Genomic DNA, 19886 nt, shown 5'->3' on the forward strand with positions numbered 1-19886 from the left:
CGCGACCTGATCACCTCCAGCACCGCCACGGCGCTGGCCGACCTGCCGTTCTTCCTGCTGTTCCTGTTCGTGTTCTGGCTGATCGGTGGCGTGCTGGTGTTCATTCCGCTGGTGGCGCTATTGGCCATGCTGCTGCCCGGCTTGCTGGCGCAACGCCGGCTGGCGCGCCTGGCCAATGCCTCGATGCGCGAGTCATCGCTGCGCAACGCCATGCTGGTGGAAAGCATCCAGGGCCTGGACGAGATCAAGGCGCTGCAGGCCGAGGCGCGTTTCGAGCGCCAGTGGAACCAGTACAACGCCGCCTGCGCGCACACCAACCTGCACCTGCGCACCCTGACCAACGGCTTGGTGACCTGGACCCAGAACGTGCAGGGCGCCGTGTTTGCCGTGGTCATCGTCATCGGCGCGCCGATGGTCATCGCTGGCGACCTCACCACCGGTAGCCTGGTGGCGGCGTCGATGCTGTCCTCGCGGATGATGGCGCCGCTGGCCCAGCTGACCCATGTGCTGACCCGCTGGCAGCAGGCCAAGGTGGCGCTGAAAGGCCTGGACAAGCTGATGCAGTCACCGGTCGACCACCCCGAAGGCGAAGCCCGTGTGCACCTGCCGGCCATCCGCGGCGAGTACAGGCTGCGCCAGGCCAACTTCCGCTACGACCCCGAGGCGCCACCGGTGCTGAACATCGGCCAGCTGGACATCCAGCCTGGCGAACGCATCGCCGTGCTGGGGCGCAACGGCGCCGGTAAGTCGACCCTGTTCCGCATGCTGGCCGGCCGCGAAACGCCGGACAGCGGCGAACTGGTGCTGGGCCCCACCGTCAAGGTGTCGCTGGTGGACCAGTCGCGCGAAGACCTGGGCAACAAGAAGACCGTCTTCGAGGACGTCTCGGGCGGTGCCGACATCCTCACCGTGGGCCGCTTCGAAATGCCCTCGCGTGCCTACCTGGGCCGCTTCAACTTCAAGGGCGGTGACCAGCAGAAGGTCGTCGGCAACCTCTCCGGTGGTGAGCGCGGTCGCCTGCACCTGGCCAAGACCCTGCTGCAGGGCGGCAACGTCCTGCTGCTGGATGAACCCTCCAACGACCTCGACGTGGAAACCCTGCGCGCCCTGGAAGATGCGCTGCTGGAATTCGCAGGCACCGTGCTGGTGATCTCCCACGATCGCTGGTTCCTGGATCGTATCGCCACCCACATCATCGCCTTCGAGGGCGATTCGCAGGTCACCTTCTTCGACGGCAACTATCAGGAATACGAAGCCGACAAGAAGAAGCGCCTCGGTGAAGAAGCCGCCAAGCCCAAGCGTATCCGCTACAAGCCGGTGACGCGTTGATCGCGTGATCGCTTGCTTGGTTGTGACGAAGAACGCCGCTGGCATCCAGCGGCGTTTTTTTTCGTGATCACGACATCATGACGATCGTGTAAAGAGTTGTAGGGATGCATGACGCCATGCGCCTGGCTGGCTACCATCGCTGCATCAGAAGACGATGCGGGAGCCCCGATGAAGACGCGCCATGTCCATGTACTGGCCATCACCCTGCTGCTGGGCGGCTGTGCCAGCTCGCAGCCGGTCACACAGATCGACAAGGATACCTATCTGCTGGTGGCCAGTTCGCGCTGGCACGGTAACGATGGCGTGGCCATCCAGGGATTGCAGCAGGCCGATGACTGGTGCCGCAAGCTGGGACGGCGCATGCGCGTGATCGGCAGCGAACGCTCCGAGGGTGTCATCGGCGTGATGCCGCCCAAGGTGATGGTGAGTTTCAAGTGCGACGCGCCGGCCTGAGTCCGCTCCCATCCGGCGGGACGCCGGCAGGAAACGCCTTGCGCGGGTAGAATCACGCCCTTGCGTCCACAAGACGCCCGCCTGTGCAGAGGCCGTCACCCTATCCGGTGAACGATGAAAACGCTCTGCCAACGTATGCGTCATCCGCGTACCCCATTATAAAAATTGCGCCACCGACCTCCGATTTGCTTCGGGGCCGGGTCCGTCTTCATTCATCCGCTCTGACCATGTTAGCCACGATTACCCGCCTGTTCCCCGTGTGGGCGCTGCTGCTTTCCGCCGCCGCCTACTTCTCGCCGCCGACCTTCACGCCCCTGGGCAAATACATCACCCAGCTGTTGACGCTGATCATGCTGACCATGGGTGTGACGCTGACCGTGGACGACTTCAAGCGCATCATCAAGCGCCCCGCGCCGGTGGCTGCCGGCATCGTCCTGCACTACCTGGTCATGCCGCTGGCCGCCTGGGTCATCGCCAAGGTGCTGCGCATGCCGCCCGACCTGACCGCCGGCATGGTGCTGGTGGGCAGCGTTGCCTCCGGCACCGCCTCCAATGTGATGATCTATCTCTCGCGCGGCGACGTCGCGCTGTCGGTCACCATCTCCACGCTGTCGGCCCTGGTGTCGGTGTTTGCCACGCCCATGCTGACCGAGCTGTATGTGGATGCGGCCATCCACTTCGATGCACATGCCATGCTCATGTCCATCGTGCAGATCGTGGTGGTGCCCATCGCCGTGGGCCTGGTGGCCAACATCTTCGCCGGCGGCCTGATCCGTCGCATCGAACCCTACCTGTCGCTGGTGTCGATGGTCGCCATCCTGCTGATCATCTCGGCGGTGGTGGCGGGCAGCCAGGCCAGCATCGCCTCGGTGGGCTTGGTGGTGCTGGTGGGCGTGATCCTGCACAACGGCCTGGGTTTGCTGGGTGGCTACTGGGGTGGACGCCTGCTGGGCTTCGACGAAGCGGTCTGCCGCACGCTGGCCATCGAAGTGGGCATGCAGAACTCCGGCCTGGCCGCAGCGCTGGGCAAGCTGTATTTCACGCCGGTGGCGGCCCTGCCGGGTGCGCTGTTCTCGGTCTGGCACAACCTGTCCGGCTCGCTGCTGGCCGGTTACTGGCGCGGTCGTCCGCCGCGTGACTGAGTGCGGCGCGCCAGCGCGTAGTACCTGACATCGACGGCCCGGACCCTGACAGGATCCGGGCCGTTGTCCATGGTGGGCCGGATGGGCCTACAATCCTGCATCACATCGCAAACCACATTGCAAACAAAGGGGAGGGGAGCATATGCAAAAACGCCATTTCCTGGGCCTGGGCGCCTCGCTGCTGACCGGCGCGGCAGCCTTGCCCGCACTGGCTGCCGGCAAGAAGACAGGCAGCCACGGCCCGGTCCTGCTGACCGTCACCGGCGACATCGACGCGCCCAATCGCGGTGCCCTCGATCCGGCGCTGGACCAGATGATGGCCAAGCAGAAACTGGCCTTCGACAAGGCCCATACCTTCGACTTCGCGGCTCTGACAGCGTTGCCGTCGGTAGAGATCCGCCCCACGCTGGAATACGACGGCCGTCGTCACACGCTGCGCGGTCCGTTGCTGAGCGACGTGCTGCGCGCCAGCGGTGCGCCCGCCAGCATCGAGAACTGCGCCCTGCGCGCCATCGATGGCTATGCCGTGCTGGTCTCGCCCCAGGATATCGCGCGGCTGCGCTTCATCGTCGCCACCCATCTCGATGGCAAGCCCATCCCGCTGGGCGGACTGGGGCCGCTGTGGGCGGTCTACGATGCCGACAGCATTCCCGAGCTGGCCGCGCGTCCGCTGGCGGAGCGCTTTGGCCAGTGCCCCTGGGGCCTGTATCACATCGCCGTGCGCAAGGCCTGATCAGACGTCGATGGCGCTGTCGGATTTCATCCGCTTGCGCAATTCGAACTTCTGGATCTTGCCGGTGGAGGTCTTGGGTAGCGGCCCGAAATAGATGGCTTTGGGGACCTTGAAGCCGGCCAGGTGGCCGCGACAGAACTCGGTCAGCTCGGCCGCATCGGTGGTCGCGCCATCTTTCAGTTCGACGAAGGCGCAAGGCGTCTCGCCCCACTTCTCGTCGGGCTGTGCCACCACGGCGGCGGCCAGCACGGCGGGATGGCGATACAGCACGTCCTCCACCTCCACGCTGGAAATGTTCTCGCCGCCGGAGATGATGATGTCCTTGCTGCGGTCCTTGATCTTGATGTAGCCGTCGGCATTCATCACGCCCAGGTCGCCGGTATGGAACCAGCCGCCGGCAAAGGCCTCGCGGGTGGCGCGGTCGTTCTTCAGATAACCCTTCATGCAGATGTTGCCGCGGAACATGATCTCGCCGATCTCTTCGCCATCGGCCTGCACCGCTTCCATGGTCTCCGGCGAGAGCACCGTCACGCCGCTCTGCAGGTGGTAGCGCACCCCCTGGCGCGACTTCAGCACGGCGCGCTGGTCCACGGACAGGCCGCTCCACTCATCCTGTTCGGCGCACACCGCCGCCGGTCCATAGACTTCGGTCAGGCCATAGACGTGGGTCAGGTCGAACTGCATGGCTTCCATCTTGGCCAGCACGGCCGCTGGCGGCGGCGCACCGGCCACCATCGCCTTGACCGGGCCACGGATGCCGGCCCGCCAGCCTTCCGGCGCATTGGCCAGCGCCGCATGCACGATGGGCGCGGCGCAGTAGTGGGTGATGCCATGCTCGGCGATGAGATCGAACACCAGCTTGGGCTCGAACTTGCGCAGGCACACATTCACGCCCGCACGGGCCGCCACCGTCCACGGGAAGCACCAGCCATTGCAGTGGAACATGGGCAGCGTCCACAGATAGACCGGGTGCTTGGGCATGTCCCATTCGAGGATGTTGGAAATGGCGTTGATGGCCGCGCCGCGATGGTGATAGACCACGCCCTTGGGGTCGCCGGTGGTGCCGGAGGTGTAGTTCAGGGCAATGGCATCCCATTCGTCGCCGGGCATCTGCCAGTCGAAGTCCTCATCGGCATCGGCCAGCAGGGCCTCGTATTCGAATTCGCCGAAGCGCTCGCCGGCTACCGGCGCCGGGCCCAGTTCATCGAACACCTCGATGATCTTCAGGGCCGGCATCTGTGCGCGCAATTGCCGCGCCAGTGCGGCGAATTCGCTGTCGATGAGCAAGACCTTGGCCTCGCCATGACGCAGCATGAAGGTGATCGACTCGGCATCCAGGCGGATGTTGAGCGCATTCAGGACCGCACCGGCCATGGGCACGCCGAAGTGCGCCTCCACCATCGCCGGGGTATTGGGCAGCATGGCCGAGACGGTATCGTTCTTGCCCACGTCCAGGCGTTGCAGCGCACTGGCCAGGCGGCGCGTGCGGCGATAGGTCTGGTCCCAGTCCTGGCGCAGCGCGCCGTGCACGATGGCGGGGCGCTTGCCGTAGACGGCGGCGGCGCGGGCGATGAAATCCATCGGGGTGAGGGCCGCGAAATTGGCGGCGTTGCGGCCGAGGCCGGTATCGAAATCTGCCATGCTGGTCTCCTGGTGCTGCGTGGTTTGGTCGCGGCCTGCGGTGGAATTATTGTGGGCCGCGCAGATGGCCATTAGGGTAGCACCGATGGTCACTTGCGCTTTGTCATCACGACGACAAGGCTGACATGCGACAATATTTGCTGTTTCTTGCCGAACGAGCCGCATCTCACCCCATGAGCATCCCGATGGAGCAGCATCTGTCCCAGCACGCCTGGTTCACCGCCCTGGCGGCCGAGCATCGCGCGCTGGCGGCGGCCACCACGCAACTGGTGCGCTATGCGGCCGATGCCTTCATCGCCCGGCGCGGCGAGCGTTCGGATTACTGGATCGGCGTGCATGAGGGCTTGATCAAGCTGGCCGTCTACAACGTCGATGGCCGCAGCAGCACGCTGTCGGGTGTGCCCGAGGGCGGCTGGTGCGGCGAGGGCAGCGTCATCAAGCGCGAGGCGCGCCGCTACGATGTCATCGCCATCCGCGCCGCGCAGATCTTGCTGGTGCCGGCCGACACCTTCCATCGCCTCATGGCCGAGAGCCTGCCCTTCAATGCCTTCGTCATCGGCCAGCTGAACGAGCGCATGGGACAGTTCATCGCCACCGTCCAGAACGAGCGCCTGCTCGATGTGGATGCCCGCGTGGCCCAGGCCATCGCGCAACTGTTCCATCCCATGCTCTATCCGCGTACCTCCGAGGTGTTGGAACTGTCGCAGGAAGAGATCGGTCTCCTGACCGGACTGTCGCGCCAGCGCGTGAACCAGGCCATGCGCCGCCTGGCCGACCTGGGGCTGGTGGAGATTTCCTACCAGAGCATCCGCGTGGTCGACCTGGACGGCTTGCGTGCCTTCGGCATGGCCACGCTATGACGCGCATGGTCACCGCGATGACAGTTGGCGCGCCGGGTCTGCCTTAATATCGGAACGCAATATCGGAACGTAACAGCGGATACCACCCATGGCCATCGTCACCCACCATCACCTGCACCTACGAGAGCTGCGCTTTGCCACAGCGGCGCGGGTGCGCGTGTGGAAGGGCGGCGCCACCCTGCGCAGTGGTGGCGTGAGCGTGGAGTTGCGCGAGGGCGAGAGCTTCAGCGTGCCTTCCTTCGTGCGCTTCAGCTGCCTGGCCCATCCACGCGTATTGCCGCAGGGCATGCGGCCGGCGGTCTGGTCGCTGGCGCTGGAGGCGCAATCGGCCGCCGACATGGAGCGCGCAGCCGACGCCAGCAAGCCCCACGCCCGTCGCCTGGCCGCCGCCATCTTCGCCGATCCGTCGGCGCCTTGGAGCGCCGCCGGCATCGCCCAGGCCTGGGACATCAGCGCGGCACGCCTGCGCGCTTTACTCTTTGCCGAAGGCGAGTCCCTGCGCAGCCTGGTGCGCGAGCAGCGCGTGGCCTGGGTACTGGCGGCGCTGGCGCGCATGGACGATGCCGGCGCCGATGCCGGCGCAGCCGGGTTTGCCTCGACGGCCGCCATGCAGCGGGCCTGCCACGATGTGATCGGCTTGCCGCCCGAGATTGCGGCACGCGCGCTGTCGCTGCTCAGCCATGTCGCCGCACCCACGCCGATGCGGCAGGACGAGCGCCGCCGGCCGCGATACCGGCCGTATTTCTGAGTTTTCGCGCTGTGGGCCGCCAGCAGGCGGCAAGTTTGCTACCATCTGCGCTTTCCCCTCAATTCTGCAGGGCCCTGCGCGGGCCGATTTCTCATGAGCAAGTTCTGGAGCCCCATCGTCAGCCGCCTGACGCCCTACACGCCCGGCGAACAACCCAAGATCGCCCGCCTGGTCAAGCTGAACACCAACGAAAGCCCCTACGGCCCCTCGCCGCTGGCCCTGCAAGCCATCGCCCGCGAGGTCGGCGACAGCCTGCGCCTGTATCCCAACCCGGATGCCGAGCCGCTCAAGCTGGCCATCGCCCGCCGCCATGCCGCCGACGGCATCAGCGCGCGCGAGGTGTTCGTGGGCAATGGTTCCGATGAAGTGCTGGCACATGCCTTCCACGCGCTGCTCCAGCACGGCAAGCCCATCCTCTTCCCCGACATCACCTACAGCTTCTATCCGACCTATGCCGGGCTGTACCAGGTCGATTACCAGGCGGTGCCGCTGGCCGACGATTTCACGCTGCGCGCCGACGACTACATCGGCCAGGGCGAAGAGATCGGCGGCATCATCTTCCCCAATCCGAATGCCCCCACCGGCTGCCTGTTGGGACTGGCGGAGATCGAGCGCATCCTGCAGGGCAACCCGCAGCGTGTGGTGGTGGTCGACGAGGCCTACATCGATTTCGGTGGCGAGACCGCCATCCCGCTGGTGCAGCGCTACCCCAACCTGCTGGTGGTGCAGACCTTCTCCAAGTCGCGCGCGCTGGCCGGCATGCGGGTCGGTTTTGCGATCGGCCACGCCGACCTGATCGATGCGCTGGAGCGGGTCAAGAACAGCTTCAATTCCTACCCGCTGGATCGTCCCGCCATTGCCGGCGCCACGGCCGCGATCGAAGACGAGGCTTACTTCCAGAAGACCTGCGGCATGGTCATCGCCAGCCGCACCGCGCTGGTGGAACAACTGGCGGCACTGGGCTTCCAGGTGCTGCCATCGGCGGCCAACTTCGTCTTCGTGCGCCATCCGCAACACGATGCGGCCACGCTGGCAGCCTCCCTGCGCAGCGACGGCATCATCGTGCGCCACTTCAAGAGCGAGCGCATCAGCCAGTTCCTGCGTATCACCATCGGTACCGATGAGGATTGTGCGACGCTGGTGGAGGCGTTGGGGCGTCATCTTGCTGCGGTAGTGTGACCAGTGTGGGGCGGTGCTGACGCCAAATGAAAAAACATGGTCTTGTGGTTGACCGACTTGAACGCCTTGGCTTTAGCTTCCTCCCCGGACAGAAGATCAATTCGAGCAATTTAAGTTATTTTTTTCGATGATAGCCGGGAGACCGACGTCGAAGCGCTTATAGCGGTTCGTTATCGTTCCTGGACTCAGCGGTATGAATTTGACTTTGGCTTTGCCCCTCCAGCGCTCCGTTCATTTTTCTTGGATCAGCTGCCGGATTTTTCGCCTGAAGTGAAATTGGCGATTGATCAGATGAATAAGGAGAGGCCCTATTGCTGGTTCACCTTGCCGATCATATGGGAGTCAATAAACTATCACCGTCAGTGCCATAGCGCCCAGCAACAGCCAGGCCCATTGCCAAGGATGCGCGGCGCCACGCCCGGCGGGCTGATGCATCAACGGCGGTACTAGCAGGGAGTTGAGCGCTTGGCGTATGAACCGTTCGGCAAGCGACGTCAGGTGGGAGGGGCGACCGATAGTGAGGGGACGGTTGTAGGGATCAACACGGATCGAGGCTTTACGAACCATGAGCACCTGGAGGAGCTGGGGCTGATCCACATGAATGGCCGGGTCTATGATCCTGCTCTGGGCAGGTTCATGAGTGCGGATCCCAAGATTCCTGACCCGGGCAACATCCAAAGTTTCAATAGATATGCGTACGTCTTCAATCAGCCGCTGATTTGGGTAGACGCATCCGGCTATGACGTGTTCTCAGGCAGTTCAGGTGGTGGGGGATCGTACTACGGTGGTGGTGGCGCTGACTGGAATGGCGGTTTCTTTAACCCACAGGGGCCACCTGCATATCGTGGAAACGCACCGTCCTCCAGTAAACCAGCTGCGGCACCAACGCCAGCACCCGCAGCGAAGCCGGTAGTTAGTACCACCGGTTCGCCAGCGTTTTCGACGAACGCTGCGACAATGGCATCTGCAATGAACGTCTTTTCTCAGGCCACGTCACTGTTTGTCGATTCTGTGGCAGATTCGGCAAACACAGCACCCAACGGTGGAGTGCTGACGCAGCTGAAAGACGGGTACACCGGTGATAACCGCAGCGTAATGTGGTCAGAGACTACTGCGGAGAAGATCGGTGGTTATACCAGTAACGTGGTTGATTTCGGCGTTGCCATGTTGCCGGGCTCAAGTTTGCCTGACGTAGGGGCTCAGATCGGTGATGGCAACTATGTTACTGCCGGAGTCTTGTTCGCGTCTGAGTTGCTTCCCTTCGGGAAGGGAGCAAAAGCAGCAGCGGCGGTTGAGAAGGCAAGTGCTTATTCAGTTGTGTTTGAGACAAAAATTGCTCAGACCGGCCGAGGATCTCGTTCTGAGCATAAGTCATTAGCAAACCGAGGCTTAGCAGAAGCTATGTCGAGCAACAAAGAGCTCAGTCAAGTTTTGTCAAACCTAGGAGTTCAATCGTCATTTGGTAGAAATACTCCTGCCGGGTTCCAATGGCATCAAGTAGTTGGTCGTCCGGGAGTTATACAATTAGTTCCAGCTACTCAACATAGGCCAGGTTCGATTTTTCAAGGAGCTCTGCATCCTAATGGAACTGGTGGGTATGCAGAGTGGGGAAAGGCTTGGTAAAGGAGGCCGTTATGAATATAGAAGAGGCGATTAATATAGCGGAGCAAATCTCTGATGAGATGGTATTGGTTGCGAAACCTCCACTTACTTGGTGTTCTGAAGCATTATATATTCCGCTGTCAGATGACTTCTCAATACCGAAGTCAGTCTCAGACGCTGGGTTTGAGGTTGTTTTGGATCATGAAGATCTTATGACGCAGCTTGAATACATCAGATCGAAGAAAGCTAGTACAAGAACTATCGCTGAGTTTGTTATCCACTATGCGATAAATGATAGCTGGCCAGAGTGGTTTAACGATCTCCCTGATGCTGATTAATAGTAGGCCTGCAGCCTGAATCACATTGGTTCGCCGACATCAAGGAGGCGCAGGATTGCCTTCTGCGCCTCATCCAGTGTCATTTCGCCAGCAAGCATGCGCCCAATGATCTCGGCGTTACTGTCGTCGAGGATCATGCCCTCGATTCCGAAGGACGTCTTAATCTGCTGCCACTCGTCGGAGGCATGGGCCAGTGCGATATAGCGGCGGCGCTCGCGTTGTTTGTCAAGCTCAATGATGTCTGTGGTCATGGCGATTCTCGATGAAATAGTCTGCAAGATTCCAAGGTACCTATCCGTGGGCGCGAACAGCAACTTATTGATTACTACGGCGGCGCACGAGGCGTAGGCGGTACATCTCGTAATATGATCAACGGGGTTGCTGACTTTAATCCACTACGACCAATTTATATTGGTGCGTCTATCTCTGCATTTGGACCATTGCCAGACCGCTCACCAAACAGACGCGCTTTAAGGTATGAAAATGAATAGACGAAGTAAAAATCATTTGAAGAAGGCGATGTCTTTGCCATCCCCTTGAAATCTAGTGGTTATGCGTTTGGGCTTGTATGCACAGGAAAGGATTTTGCTTTTTTTGATTTCCGATCAGATAGCGCAAGTCCTCCCAAGGAACTGCAAAATTTGCCTCTTGCGTTTAGAGTGCCGGTGGCAAAGGATGCACCACAAACTGGCGGTTGGACTGTTATTGATAGTGTGGGACTGCAAGGTGACTATGCGCAACCAGGCCGTTATTTGCATAAGCCCGTAGGGTCTGCTCAGTGTTACATTTACTCTAATGGGAAAGAGGCGGCTGCAAGTCTTGAAGAGTGTGATGGACTCGAAGTTCTTTCAACGTGGTTCTCGTTCTACGTGCAGGAACGGCTAGAAGATTACTTTGCAGGGCGTGAAAATAGGTATGTCCTAGCAATAAAAGGACAGTTAGAACTCTAGGTGGAAAACGGTTTTTCGTGGCGCGAGTACTGTCGGCGTGACCTTGGTGAGGGGCCGTACAGCAGGCCAGCGGTGTGCTGCAGCCACTAGCACAATCAGCCACTCACCCAACCAACCCCCTCTGCCGACTAGCCACCACCGCCCCCGCCAGCAGCATGACCGCAGAAAACACCAGCCCGCGCTGCAAGCCACCGGCACCGTCGGCGATCCAGCCGACGATGGTCGGTCCGACGATCTGGCCGGCGGCGAAGATGATGGTGAAGGCGCTGATGCCGGCTGGCCAGTCGGCCGGTGGCAGGTTGTGGCGCACCATGGCGGTGGTCGAGGCCACCGCTGATAAGAAGCATCCGCCGAACAGGATCCCCGAGGCGAATACCGCCAGGGGCGCGGCCGTCATGGCCGGCATCAGCGTGGCTACGCTCAGCAGGCCGTTGAGGATGGCCAGCGACTGGCCACCACGGAAGCGGTCCAGCATGCGCGCCCAGATGCGCGAGGAGGCAAACGTGGCGGCGCCCAGCAGGGCAAAGAACAGCGTGATACGCGCGGGCGCCATGCCCTGTTCCTTCAGCAGCGCGATGACGAAGGTCATGTAGCCGATATATCCCAATCCGAAAAAGAGATACCCCACCAGCCCGAAGCCGAGGCTGCGCGCGCGCCAGTTGCCGCCCGCCAGTGCCTGCGCCGGGCTGCCCGGGATATGCCGGGCCGGCAGCGCCATGAATACGCTCGCCACCAGCGCCAGCGCGCCCAGCAACAGCCAGGCCCATTGCCAGGGATGCGCGGCGCCACGCTCGGCGGCCAGCTGCATCACCGGTGGCACCAGCAGGGATGCCAGTACGATGCCGATGCCGGTGCCGCCGTAGTAGAGTCCCAGCAGCAGACCGGCACGTTGCGCATGCAGGGCGGCCAGGCGGCTCACCAGCAATCCCCCCGAGACGAAGATCAGGGCGCTGGTCACGCCGGTTACTATCCGTAGCGACAGTTGCATCGCGGTGTCGGTGACCAGTCCGGGCAGGAAGGTCAGCAAGGCGGTGCCGAAGGCACCGGCGACCAGTACGCGGTGCGCGTGGTAACGGCGCATCAGCAACGGCGTGACCAGGGCGCCCAGCAGGTAACCCAGGGCGTTGCCGGTATTCATGCCACCGGCCACCAGGTAGGGCCAGTCGAGATCGTTGCGCATCGGCGCCAGCAGCAGCGCGTAGGAAAAGCGTGCCACGCCGAGCGCGACGGCCGTGCCCAGCGAGAGGGCCAGGGCGGTCAGGATGGGGTGCTGCAGGACGAAAGGCGAGGGCGCATGCGCTGTGGGGGTCGGCATGAGGTGGCGTCTCCGGGTGTCATTGTTATGCCACCCAGTGTAGCCGATGCAGCAGGGGATGCCGCGTGACTCAGTTGGCCAGCGGGCGCCAGTTGTTGGTGTTCACCACGTGCAGGCAGGCGTCTACTACGTGCGGGTCCAGGCGCGTGCCGCGCTGGCGCTGGATTTCTTCCAGGGCCACCTGCATGCCCAGCGACTTGCGATAGGGGCGGTCGGCCGACATGGATTCGACGATGTCAGCCACCGTCAGGATGCGTGCTTCGAAGGGGACGTCATCGCCGCGGATGCCGCGCGGGTAGCCGCTGCCGTCCAGGTATTCGTGATGGCACCAGACGATCTCGGCCAGGTTGAAGGGGAAACTGATCTTGTTGAGAATCTCGTAACCGAATTGTACGTGCGTCTTCAGTACCGAGTACTCGTCGGCGGTGATGCGACCGGGCTTGGTCAGCAGCTCCAGCGGGATGCGCGCCTTGCCGATGTCATGCACCTGCGCGGCCATGTGCAGCACGTCGATGCGCTCGGCGGGCAGGCCCAGGTGACGCCCTATCATCACCGACAGCTCGGCCGTCTGGTCTTCGTGATTGGGCGTATAGCCGTCAGTAAGCCGATGCAGTGAAATCAATGCATCGACGACTTCCTGATAGATCTTGTTCGGTGCTGAAACTGGCATTCCTGTTCCCGTGAGATTGCCTCCGTCGCGGTGCCGGTGAACGCAGCAGGGCGCCGCACCCCCGGGTGCGGCCCGGCGGACGTGGCCCGCCATGAACCTCCTGGCATGGCTGCCGTCTCATGGCAGCCCGTCACCGCAGTCGCCCCGACAGGCGCATGTTCATGCACCCTTCCCGGTTGTCGGATAATAGCGGTTGCAATGCTCAATACTGAGACTCATTCCTGGATTGGCGTGAGTACCGGGCAGTTTACATTCCTGACACCCTAATGACAACCGAGCTTTTCACTTCCGCTTCCCCATCCCCGCTGCGCCGCTGGTGGCGCCGGATCGCCATTCCGCTGTTCTTCCTCTTGCTGGGCATGGTCTTTGCGACCTGGGCGGCGCGTATCCCGGCCATCCGTGACCACCTGCAACTGGATGCGGCCACGCTGGCGCTGGTGTTGTTGTGTGGCGGCATTGGGGCGGTCGGTTCCTTCCCGCTGGCGGCCTGGATCACCGGTCACTATGGCGCCCGCCACAGCACGCTCTATTCCGGGCTGGCCCTGCTGGTGTCGCTGCCGCTGCTGGGCCTGGCCCCGGGGCTGTGGTCGCTGATGGCGGTGTGTACCTGCTATGGCGCGGCCTCCAGCTGCTTCGACGTGGCCATCAATGCGCTGGGCGCGCAGGCCGAACGCGATGCCGGGCGGCCCATCATGTCCATGCTGCATGGTTGGTTCTGCGTGGGGACCTTCTCCGGGGCGCTGGTGGCCAGCGGCGTGGCCGGCCTGGGCGTGGCGCCGGTCTGGCACTTCCTGCTGCTGTCGGCGCTCTTTGTCTGGCCTCTGTATGCGGCCTACCAGGCCATGCCGGACGACCGCCCCGAGCACGATCCCGAGCGCCAGCTCTTTGTGCTGCCGCATGGCCATCTGGTGGTGCTGGGCGTGATCGCATTTTGCGGCGCCATCGTCGAGGGGTCGGTGGCCGACTGGAGCGGCATCTACATGAAGGACCATATCGGTGCCAGCGATGGTGCCACGCCCCTGGCCTATGCCGCCTTCGCCGGCATGATGCTGGTGGTGCGCATGATCGGCGATGGCCTCAAGGCGCGCTACGATGCCCGTCGCGTGGTCTCGGTGGGGACCCTGGTGGCCAGCGGCGGTATCGCCCTGGCGGTGGCCTCGGGCAGCATGGCGCCGGCCATCCTCGGCTTCGCCATCGCCGGTATCGGGGTGGCGGCGGTGTTTCCCTTCGTCTTCAGCGCCGCCGGCCGACATGGCTCGACCGCGCTGGCGGCGGTGGCGACGCTGGGCTATAGCGGCAGCCTGATCGGTCCGCCGGTGTTCGGCTTCCTGGCCCACGGCTGGGGCCTGCAGGCGGCACTGGCCTTGCTGGGCGTGCTGTGCCTGGCAATGGCCGCTTCCAGCCGGCGCGCGCAGTGGCTGCAATAACGGCCTGCCAGACTGTCATCATTTCCGTACAACGCTGCAAGGGAGAACACCATCATGCGTAACCTGGTCCTGCTGCCGGGCTTCATGCTCAACGAACATCTGTGGGACGACATGCGCGACGATCTCGCCACCCTTGGCGAGCTGAGCTTTGGCGACATCGGCCAGGACATCGGCATCCAGGCCATGGCCGATGCCGTGCTGCGGCAGGCGCCGGAACGTTTCTTCTTGTTAGGTTTTTCGATGGGGGGCTTCGTGGCCCAGGCGGTGGCGCTGAAGGCGCCCGAGCGGGTGCAGGCGCTGGCCCTGCTCAATACTTCTTCGCGCCCGCAGACCGAGCGCGAATCGCTGGGTACGCGCGCCCAGATCGAACTGGCGCAGCGCACGCCCTTCAAGGGCCTGACCTCGCGCGCCCTGGCCTCGTCGCTGCATCCGGCGCTCAGTACCGACCGCGTGCTGCTGGATCGATTGCAGGCAATGGCGCTGTCCAATGGCAAGGAAGTGTTCCTGCGCCAGCTCCAGACCTTGCGGGACAGCAATGCCGAAGACCTGCAGCAGTTACGTTGCCCGGTGCTCATCGTGGCCAGCGACCAGGACAAGCTGCGCAGCGTGGAAGAGTCCGAGGAGATGGCGCAGCAGATCACCCAGGCGCGCCTGGAGATCGTCCGTGACTGCGGTCACATGACGCCGATGGAAAAGCCGCGTGAATTATTTACATTGATATCGGACTGGATCGCTCAGTCGCGCCACTGAGCCTGACCCAGTCCATCCGCCCAGCCAGGCGATCAGGCGCCGTCCCTGGCCTTGCGAGGCGCCCCGGCCGCGCGCGCGCCGCTGCCCTTGTTGATCTCGTCGATCCCGCCGGTGCCGCGCAGGTCGGTATCGACCTGGCCCTGGCGGAGATCGTCATAGGCCTGGTGGATAGGCTTGCGGTCGGGGGCATGGCCGCTGCGGGCGGCCTCCTGGCGGTCCGGGTTCTGGTCCTGCTCGTGCGGCAGGCGTGGCTTCTCATGCTTGGGATGGCGATCTTTCCGGGTGCGGAGAAAACTGGTCATGGTGGGGTCCTCGCATCAAATGTCATGGCTCTTCTTTGTCGCAGGGCGGGTAGCTGCATCAACGTGGCGATCGCACCACCGTTGCGCCTGCGAAGGCTCGAAGCGAACAGGTACGACCGAACCCGGCCACAGAAGTGCCGCCCGTTACAAATCACGCTGAAAAATAGGAAATTGTCCGACGGACAATTCGCACAAGGAGCGCTGCAGGCGCCGTATGGCCCCTAGCGGGCCGGGATGACGTGCAGATTTGGATGCCTCCTGGCGGGGCACGTTCCCTCATGCTGGTGCATCGCTGCACAAAAAAAGAAAGGCGGATCTTGTAAAGATCCGCCTCTTTCATTCCGGCCTGTCGGGCAGGGCCGAGACCGGGCTGGTGTTACAGGGCCAGGCGCGCGCGCGCGGCGCGGTACTCGGCTTCCAACCGGTCCGTCATCTCGGCCACCGTGGGGACGTCTTCCATCAGGCCCACACCCTGGCCGGCGCCCCAGATATCGCGCCAGGCCTTGGCCTTGCTGCCACCGCCGGAGCCGAAGTTCATCTTGGTCTTGTCGGCTTCGGGCAGGTTGTCCGGATCGAGGCCGGCGTTGACGATGGATTTCTTCAGGTAGTTGCCATGCACGCCGGTGAAGAGGTTGGTGTAGACCACATCGGCCGCGTTCGACTCCACGATGGCCTGGCGATACGCCTCCTCGACGTTGGACTCGCGCGTGGCCAGCCAGCGCGAACCCATGTAGGCGAAGTCGGCGCCCATGGCCTGTGCGGCCAGCACGGCGTCGCCGGTGGCAATCGCCCCGGAGAGCGCCAGCGGTCCCTTGAACATCTTGCGCACTTCACCCACCAGTGCGAAGGGTGACAGCGGGCCGGCATGCCCACCCGCGCCGGCGGCCACCAGGATGAGGCCGTCGACGCCGGCTTCCAGCGCCTTCTCGGCATGGCGGATCGAGATCACGTCGTGCAGCACGATGCCGCCGTAGCTGTGCACGGCGTCCAGCATCTCCTTGGGCGGCGCGCGCAGGCTGGAGATGATGATGGGCACCTGGTGCTTCACGCATACCGCCACGTCCTGCGCCAGGCGGTCGTTGGACTGGTGCACGATCTGGTTGACCGCGATCGGCCCGACCTTGCGTTCGGGGTGCAGCTGCTGCCACTCGGCCAGCTCGGCCTGCAATTGCGTGAGCCAGACGTCGAGCTGCTCGGCCGGGCGGGCGTTGAGCGCAGGAAACGATCCGACCAGCCCGGCCTTGCACTGGGCAGCCACCAGGGCGGGTCCGCTGGCGATGAACATCGGCGAACAGATGATAGGCAGGCGCAGATCTTGCAATGCTTTGGGGTAAGCCGGGGTGTGGGGCATGGTCGTCTCTCGTCGGTTGTCGTTATGTCAAGGCGTGAAGTCGCCGTGGTCTGGCGATTATAGGACAAAATATTACGGTCGTGCTTTTTGTTGCTTGGATGGGAAATTCCGGAAATTATTTATATGATTTACTGTCCAAATCAAGACATCGTGCTATTTTTCCCATAAGCCTGGTGTCATGCAGGCCACGCAGTGCGCCACCGGGGGCCAGCTGCGGATCCGGTTCCGGCCGGAAGGGCCAGGCCCGCGTTCCAACCGTTCCATCGTTCCATTGTTTCATCTGCTGTTGCAAGGGGGGAGTCATGCAAAGCTTCAATCTGGTCAATATCATCATCATCGCCGTTGCTGCTGTCGTCCTGATCGTGGGCGCGGTATTGCACAAGCGCGCCCTGAAAAAGGCACTCGTCGAATCCGACAAGCTGCACGTACGCGGCCTGCGCCGCTTCCGCCAGCACTGAGTCGGACACCGACCGGCCCCGGATGTGCCCATCGGCAGATCCAGGCGCCACAAGACACAACGCCGGGCATTGCCCGGCGTTGTTCGTTTGCGCATCCTGATATTTTCCTGTTTGGCGGGAATCAGCCGGCGCGCTTGGCCGCGATCGCGTTGCCGGCCCGGCTGACCGACTTGCGGCCCAGCTGTTCGGAGATGAACTGGCCGGCCTCCACCACCGCATCGAGATCCACGCCGGTCTCGATCCCCAGCCCGCGCATCATGTAGAGCACGTCTTCGGTGGCCACGTTGCCGGTGGCGCCCTTGGCATAGGGGCAGCCGCCCAGGCCCGCCACCGAGGCGTGGTAGATGCTGATGCCGGTCTGCAGGCTGGCGTAGATGTTGGCCAGGGCCTGGCCATAGGTATCGTGGAAGTGGCCGGAGAGGCCCTCGATATGGAATTCGCGGATCGCCGTTTCCATCACCGGCCTGACCTTGTCGGGGGTGGCCACGCCGATGGTGTCGGCGATGTCGATCTCGTCGCAGCCCAGTTCGCGGAAGCGTCGCACCACGTCGGCCACGGCATCCAGCGGCACCTCGCCCTGGTAGGGGCAACCGAAGGCACAGCTGACGGCCGCGCGCAGGCGCTTGTGATGCGCCTTGGCGGCGCGGGCCACGTCGGCGAAGCGGGCGATGGATTCGGCGATGGAGCAGTTGATGTTCTTCTGCGAGAAGGCCTCGGAGGCCGCGCCAAAGATCACCACCTCATCCACGCCCGCCTCCAGTGCGGCTTCGAAGCCCTTCATGTTGGGCACCAGCGCCGAGTAGACCACGCCGGGTTTGCGCGTGATGCCATGCATGACCTCGGTGGAGGTCGCCATCTGCGGCACCCACTTGGGCGAGACGAAGGAGGCCGCCTCGACATTGGGGAAGCCCGCCGCCGACAGACGGTTGACCAGCTCGATCTTGACCTCGGCGGGGATGGTTTGCTTTTCGTTCTGCAGGCCGTCTCGCGGGCCGACTTCGACGATCTTCACTTTCCTGGGCAGGCTCATCTGGCTAGTCTCCGTTTGCTGGGATGGTAGGGTTGTTGATTGTTGCTTGATTGTGATGGCGGCAAATACGATCAGCCGGCTGCCGGGACGCTGTCCTGGCGCACGTCGGCCACCGTACCGCCGGTCATCTGTTCCAGTTGCGTGGCGGTCAGGCTGAACAGCGCATGCGGGTGGCCGGCGGCGGCCCAGACGCTGTCGAAGTTGAACAGGTCGCGGTCGATCAGCATCACCGGCTCGACCACATGGCCCACCGGGCAGACGCCACCGATGGCATAGCCGGTCTTCTCGCGCACGAACTTGGCGTCGGCCTTGCCCAGCGGGCCGACCAGTGCCGTCACCTTGGATTCATCGACGCGGTTGCCGCCGCTGGCGATCACCAGCACCGGCGCATCGTCGGCCAGGCGGCGGAAGATGATGGACTTGGCGATCTCGGCCACACTGCAACCGACAGCGGCGGCAGCCTCGGCCGAGGTGCGGCCGGTCGAGGGCAGCATCACCACCGGCTGGTCGTGGCCCATGCTGGAGAGCAGGTCGGCCACGCGTTGGGCGGAAGAGGGCAGGGTGGGGGCGGTATCGTTCATCGTGGGTCAGGCGGGACAGTGGCTCAAGCAGGAAATGATAACAGCATGCCTGTCGTGCTTCAGGCACCAGGACGGCACTGGCCGGGGCTCAGCTATCCAGCAGGAAGACGCCATCGCTGCGCGCCGCGCCGGCCTTCTCCAGTTGCGTCACGCACCAGCGTGCCAGGGCATCTTCGTCCATCTGCATGAAGCGCTCATTGGTGATGCGCAGCAAGGGGATCTCGCGCATCATCGCCGGCAACTCCACCAGCGGGATGCGGCCCCGATCCAGCAGCAGGAACTTCACCAGGACCTTGATGCCATTGTGGGCGTTGCGCAGCGGGTCGGCCTGCAGGTAATCAAGTCGCGAAAAGGCCTTCGCCAGTGCATCCTCGACCTCATGGAAAGGCGCGCCATGGCCGGGGATGACGATGCGCACGTCCAGCGTGCGGATCAGCTCCAGCGTGGCGCGGGCTTCCTCGAAACCGGATTCGCCATCGAGCTCGGGGAAGATGATGCCAAAGCCATTGCGCCACAGCGCATCGGCGGAGATCAGCACGCCTTCCTGCGCGCAGTAGAACAGCAGCGAATGCGGATCATGGCCGGGCGCGGCCAGTACCTGCCAGTCCAGGTCACCCAGGCGCATGACCTCGCCGCTACGCAGGGTCTGCGTATGGGAAAAGCGCGGGCAACGCTGGCCGGTGGCGCGATAGCTCAGCGCGGCTTCATCCCAGCGGCGCACTTTCTCTGCTTCGGCGGCGGGGATGGCGATGCGGCAATCGTGCTCGGCCTGCAGCGCGGCATTGCCACCGCAATGGTCGGAATGCAGGTGGGTGTTGACCAGCAGGTCCAAGCGCGTGCGACCGCGCTGTGCCAGCACGTGGCGCACCAGCGTCTGCGTCTGCTCGGCATGGGCGACGTAGCCGCTGTCGATCATCGCCACTTCGTCGCGGCCGAACAGCAGCACGTTGTTGGAGGAGAGCCAGCCCCGTTCCAGCACATGGATGGACGGGGCGATCCTGAGCGCGGGGGCGTTCATCGCTCCGGC

21 protein-coding genes and 1 pseudogene are annotated in these 19886 nt (G+C 63.4%); 13 read left to right on the forward strand and 9 right to left on the reverse strand.

Features of this window, described 5'->3' with window-relative positions; all coding sequences use genetic code 11:
• The 4 genes from ACIPHN_RS04165 to ACIPHN_RS04180 all read left to right on the forward strand — a co-directional run.
• On the forward strand, positions 1 to 1329 hold a 1329-nt coding region (locus ACIPHN_RS04165; RefSeq protein ID WP_400433196.1), incomplete at its 5' end, for an ATP-binding cassette domain-containing protein.
• A gap of 168 nt (positions 1330 to 1497) precedes the next feature.
• Positions 1498 to 1782: a hypothetical protein gene (locus ACIPHN_RS04170; RefSeq protein WP_400433199.1), complete on the forward strand. Its 285-nt coding sequence runs from the start codon at positions 1498 to 1500 to the stop codon at positions 1780 to 1782.
• Positions 1783 to 2009: 227 nt separating this feature from the next.
• Complete coding sequence (locus tag ACIPHN_RS04175) at positions 2010 to 2924, forward strand: bile acid:sodium symporter family protein (RefSeq protein WP_400433202.1); 915 nt, start codon at positions 2010 to 2012, stop codon at positions 2922 to 2924.
• 142 nt (positions 2925 to 3066) lie between these two features.
• Positions 3067 to 3657 (forward strand): molybdopterin-dependent oxidoreductase, encoded by a 591-nt coding sequence (locus tag ACIPHN_RS04180; protein ID WP_400433205.1) that lies wholly within the window; start codon positions 3067 to 3069, stop codon positions 3655 to 3657.
• Here ACIPHN_RS04180 and ACIPHN_RS04185 read toward each other — a convergent pair whose 3' ends face one another.
• Positions 3658 to 5298, reverse strand: a complete 1641-nt coding sequence (locus ACIPHN_RS04185) for an acyl-CoA synthetase (protein WP_400433207.1) — start codon at positions 5296 to 5298, stop codon at positions 3658 to 3660.
• Between the two features lie 185 nt (positions 5299 to 5483).
• Between ACIPHN_RS04185 and ACIPHN_RS04190 the strand changes: the two genes are divergently transcribed.
• The 5 genes from ACIPHN_RS04190 (at position 5484) to ACIPHN_RS04210 (ending at position 10025) form a co-directional block, all read left to right on the forward strand.
• Entirely contained in the window at positions 5484 to 6158 is a 675-nt protein-coding gene (locus ACIPHN_RS04190; protein ID WP_400434044.1) for a Crp/Fnr family transcriptional regulator, read from the forward strand.
• A gap of 88 nt (positions 6159 to 6246) precedes the next feature.
• Positions 6247 to 6906, forward strand: a complete 660-nt coding sequence (locus ACIPHN_RS04195; protein ID WP_400433210.1) for a hypothetical protein — start codon at positions 6247 to 6249, stop codon at positions 6904 to 6906.
• 93 nt (positions 6907 to 6999) lie between these two features.
• Entirely contained in the window at positions 7000 to 8085 is a 1086-nt protein-coding gene (gene hisC, locus ACIPHN_RS04200) for a histidinol-phosphate transaminase (RefSeq protein WP_400433213.1), read from the forward strand.
• A 465-nt stretch (positions 8086 to 8550) separates the two neighbouring features.
• A complete protein-coding gene (locus ACIPHN_RS04205; protein ID WP_400433216.1) occupies positions 8551 to 9708 on the forward strand; it encodes an RHS repeat-associated core domain-containing protein in 1158 nt (385 codons plus the stop codon).
• 11 nt (positions 9709 to 9719) lie between these two features.
• Positions 9720 to 10025: a hypothetical protein gene (locus ACIPHN_RS04210; protein WP_400433218.1), complete on the forward strand. Its 306-nt coding sequence runs from the start codon at positions 9720 to 9722 to the stop codon at positions 10023 to 10025.
• Between the two features lie 20 nt (positions 10026 to 10045).
• On the opposite strand, the gene ACIPHN_RS04215 is transcribed toward ACIPHN_RS04210, so the two are convergent.
• Positions 10046 to 10276, reverse strand: a complete 231-nt coding sequence (locus ACIPHN_RS04215) for an antitoxin VbhA family protein (RefSeq protein ID WP_400433220.1) — start codon at positions 10274 to 10276, stop codon at positions 10046 to 10048.
• A gap of 270 nt (positions 10277 to 10546) precedes the next feature.
• Here ACIPHN_RS04215 and ACIPHN_RS04220 point away from each other — a divergent pair.
• Positions 10547 to 10975 (forward strand): annotated as a pseudogene (locus ACIPHN_RS04220) (Imm26 family immunity protein); the annotation flags it as partial.
• 103 nt (positions 10976 to 11078) lie between these two features.
• Here the strand turns inward: ACIPHN_RS04220 and ACIPHN_RS04225 are convergent.
• Together ACIPHN_RS04225 and ACIPHN_RS04230 are read right to left on the reverse strand one after the other, a co-directional pair.
• Positions 11079 to 12290, reverse strand: coding sequence for a YbfB/YjiJ family MFS transporter (locus ACIPHN_RS04225; RefSeq protein ID WP_400433223.1), 1212 nt, complete (start codon positions 12288 to 12290; stop codon positions 11079 to 11081).
• A 70-nt stretch (positions 12291 to 12360) separates the two neighbouring features.
• Positions 12361 to 12960 carry an HD-GYP domain-containing protein gene (locus ACIPHN_RS04230; RefSeq protein ID WP_400433226.1) on the reverse strand — a complete coding sequence of 200 codons (600 nt, stop codon included), beginning with the start codon at positions 12958 to 12960 and terminating at the stop codon, positions 12361 to 12363.
• Positions 12961 to 13226: 266 nt separating this feature from the next.
• On the opposite strand from ACIPHN_RS04230, the gene ACIPHN_RS04235 reads away from it, so the two are divergent.
• Together ACIPHN_RS04235 and ACIPHN_RS04240 are read left to right on the forward strand one after the other, a co-directional pair.
• Positions 13227 to 14387: an MFS transporter gene (locus tag ACIPHN_RS04235; protein WP_400433229.1), complete on the forward strand. Its 1161-nt coding sequence runs from the start codon at positions 13227 to 13229 to the stop codon at positions 14385 to 14387.
• Between the two features lie 54 nt (positions 14388 to 14441).
• The gene (locus tag ACIPHN_RS04240) at positions 14442 to 15137 is read left to right on the forward strand and encodes an alpha/beta fold hydrolase (protein WP_400433232.1); all 696 of its coding nucleotides are present in this window, start codon (positions 14442 to 14444) and stop codon (positions 15135 to 15137) included.
• A 32-nt stretch (positions 15138 to 15169) separates the two neighbouring features.
• Here the strand turns inward: ACIPHN_RS04240 and ACIPHN_RS04245 are convergent, their stop codons facing one another.
• Positions 15170 to 15439, reverse strand: a complete 270-nt coding sequence (locus ACIPHN_RS04245) for a hypothetical protein (protein ID WP_400433235.1) — start codon at positions 15437 to 15439, stop codon at positions 15170 to 15172.
• 376 nt (positions 15440 to 15815) lie between these two features.
• Positions 15816 to 16790 (reverse strand): NAD(P)H-dependent flavin oxidoreductase, encoded by a 975-nt coding sequence (locus ACIPHN_RS04250; protein WP_400433238.1) that lies wholly within the window; start codon positions 16788 to 16790, stop codon positions 15816 to 15818.
• 302 nt (positions 16791 to 17092) lie between these two features.
• Between ACIPHN_RS04250 and ACIPHN_RS04255 the strand changes: the two genes are divergently transcribed.
• Complete coding sequence (locus ACIPHN_RS04255) at positions 17093 to 17248, forward strand: hypothetical protein (RefSeq protein ID WP_400433241.1); 156 nt, start codon at positions 17093 to 17095, stop codon at positions 17246 to 17248.
• Between the two features lie 121 nt (positions 17249 to 17369).
• On the opposite strand, the gene ACIPHN_RS04260 is transcribed toward ACIPHN_RS04255, so the two are convergent.
• From ACIPHN_RS04260 to ACIPHN_RS04270, 3 genes are all read right to left on the reverse strand, one after another.
• Positions 17370 to 18278, reverse strand: coding sequence for a hydroxymethylglutaryl-CoA lyase (locus ACIPHN_RS04260; RefSeq protein WP_400433244.1), 909 nt, complete (start codon positions 18276 to 18278; stop codon positions 17370 to 17372).
• A 71-nt stretch (positions 18279 to 18349) separates the two neighbouring features.
• The gene (locus tag ACIPHN_RS04265) at positions 18350 to 18859 is read right to left on the reverse strand and encodes a YbaK/EbsC family protein (RefSeq protein WP_400433247.1); all 510 of its coding nucleotides are present in this window, start codon (positions 18857 to 18859) and stop codon (positions 18350 to 18352) included.
• A gap of 88 nt (positions 18860 to 18947) precedes the next feature.
• On the reverse strand, positions 18948 to 19877 hold the full coding sequence (locus tag ACIPHN_RS04270; RefSeq protein ID WP_400433250.1) for an MBL fold metallo-hydrolase: 930 nt from the start codon (positions 19875 to 19877) through the stop codon (positions 18948 to 18950).
• Positions 19878 to 19886 lie beyond the last annotated feature (9 nt).

This window comes from Herbaspirillum sp. NPDC087042, assembly GCF_044745245.1.
GTDB lineage: Bacteria > Pseudomonadota > Gammaproteobacteria > Burkholderiales > Burkholderiaceae_D > Herbaspirillum.

What these genes read in the sequence shown, in the direction of transcription:
- ACIPHN_RS04170 (WP_400433199.1), top strand. Translation starts at nt 1,498, where the DNA reads ATGAAGACGCGCCATGTCCATGTACTGGCCATCACCCTGCTGCTGGGC.
- ACIPHN_RS04175 (WP_400433202.1), top strand. Translation starts at nt 2,010, where the DNA reads ATGTTAGCCACGATTACCCGCCTGTTCCCCGTGTGGGCGCTGCTGCTT.
- ACIPHN_RS04180 (WP_400433205.1), top strand. Translation starts at nt 3,067, where the DNA reads ATGCAAAAACGCCATTTCCTGGGCCTGGGCGCCTCGCTGCTGACCGGC.
- ACIPHN_RS04185 (WP_400433207.1), bottom strand. Translation starts at nt 5,298, where the DNA reads ATGGCAGATTTCGATACCGGCCTCGGCCGCAACGCCGCCAATTTCGCG.
- ACIPHN_RS04190 (WP_400434044.1), top strand. Translation starts at nt 5,484, where the DNA reads ATGGAGCAGCATCTGTCCCAGCACGCCTGGTTCACCGCCCTGGCGGCC.
- ACIPHN_RS04195 (WP_400433210.1), top strand. Translation starts at nt 6,247, where the DNA reads ATGGCCATCGTCACCCACCATCACCTGCACCTACGAGAGCTGCGCTTT.
- hisC (WP_400433213.1), top strand. Translation starts at nt 7,000, where the DNA reads ATGAGCAAGTTCTGGAGCCCCATCGTCAGCCGCCTGACGCCCTACACG.
- ACIPHN_RS04210 (WP_400433218.1), top strand. Translation starts at nt 9,720, where the DNA reads ATGAATATAGAAGAGGCGATTAATATAGCGGAGCAAATCTCTGATGAG.
- ACIPHN_RS04215 (WP_400433220.1), bottom strand. Translation starts at nt 10,276, where the DNA reads ATGACCACAGACATCATTGAGCTTGACAAACAACGCGAGCGCCGCCGC.
- ACIPHN_RS04225 (WP_400433223.1), bottom strand. Translation starts at nt 12,290, where the DNA reads ATGCCGACCCCCACAGCGCATGCGCCCTCGCCTTTCGTCCTGCAGCAC.
- ACIPHN_RS04230 (WP_400433226.1), bottom strand. Translation starts at nt 12,960, where the DNA reads ATGCCAGTTTCAGCACCGAACAAGATCTATCAGGAAGTCGTCGATGCA.
- ACIPHN_RS04235 (WP_400433229.1), top strand. Translation starts at nt 13,227, where the DNA reads ATGACAACCGAGCTTTTCACTTCCGCTTCCCCATCCCCGCTGCGCCGC.
- ACIPHN_RS04240 (WP_400433232.1), top strand. Translation starts at nt 14,442, where the DNA reads ATGCGTAACCTGGTCCTGCTGCCGGGCTTCATGCTCAACGAACATCTG.
- ACIPHN_RS04245 (WP_400433235.1), bottom strand. Translation starts at nt 15,439, where the DNA reads ATGACCAGTTTTCTCCGCACCCGGAAAGATCGCCATCCCAAGCATGAG.
- ACIPHN_RS04250 (WP_400433238.1), bottom strand. Translation starts at nt 16,790, where the DNA reads ATGCCCCACACCCCGGCTTACCCCAAAGCATTGCAAGATCTGCGCCTG.
- ACIPHN_RS04255 (WP_400433241.1), top strand. Translation starts at nt 17,093, where the DNA reads ATGCAAAGCTTCAATCTGGTCAATATCATCATCATCGCCGTTGCTGCT.
- ACIPHN_RS04260 (WP_400433244.1), bottom strand. Translation starts at nt 18,278, where the DNA reads ATGAGCCTGCCCAGGAAAGTGAAGATCGTCGAAGTCGGCCCGCGAGAC.
- ACIPHN_RS04265 (WP_400433247.1), bottom strand. Translation starts at nt 18,859, where the DNA reads ATGAACGATACCGCCCCCACCCTGCCCTCTTCCGCCCAACGCGTGGCC.
- ACIPHN_RS04270 (WP_400433250.1), bottom strand. Translation starts at nt 19,877, where the DNA reads ATGAACGCCCCCGCGCTCAGGATCGCCCCGTCCATCCATGTGCTGGAA.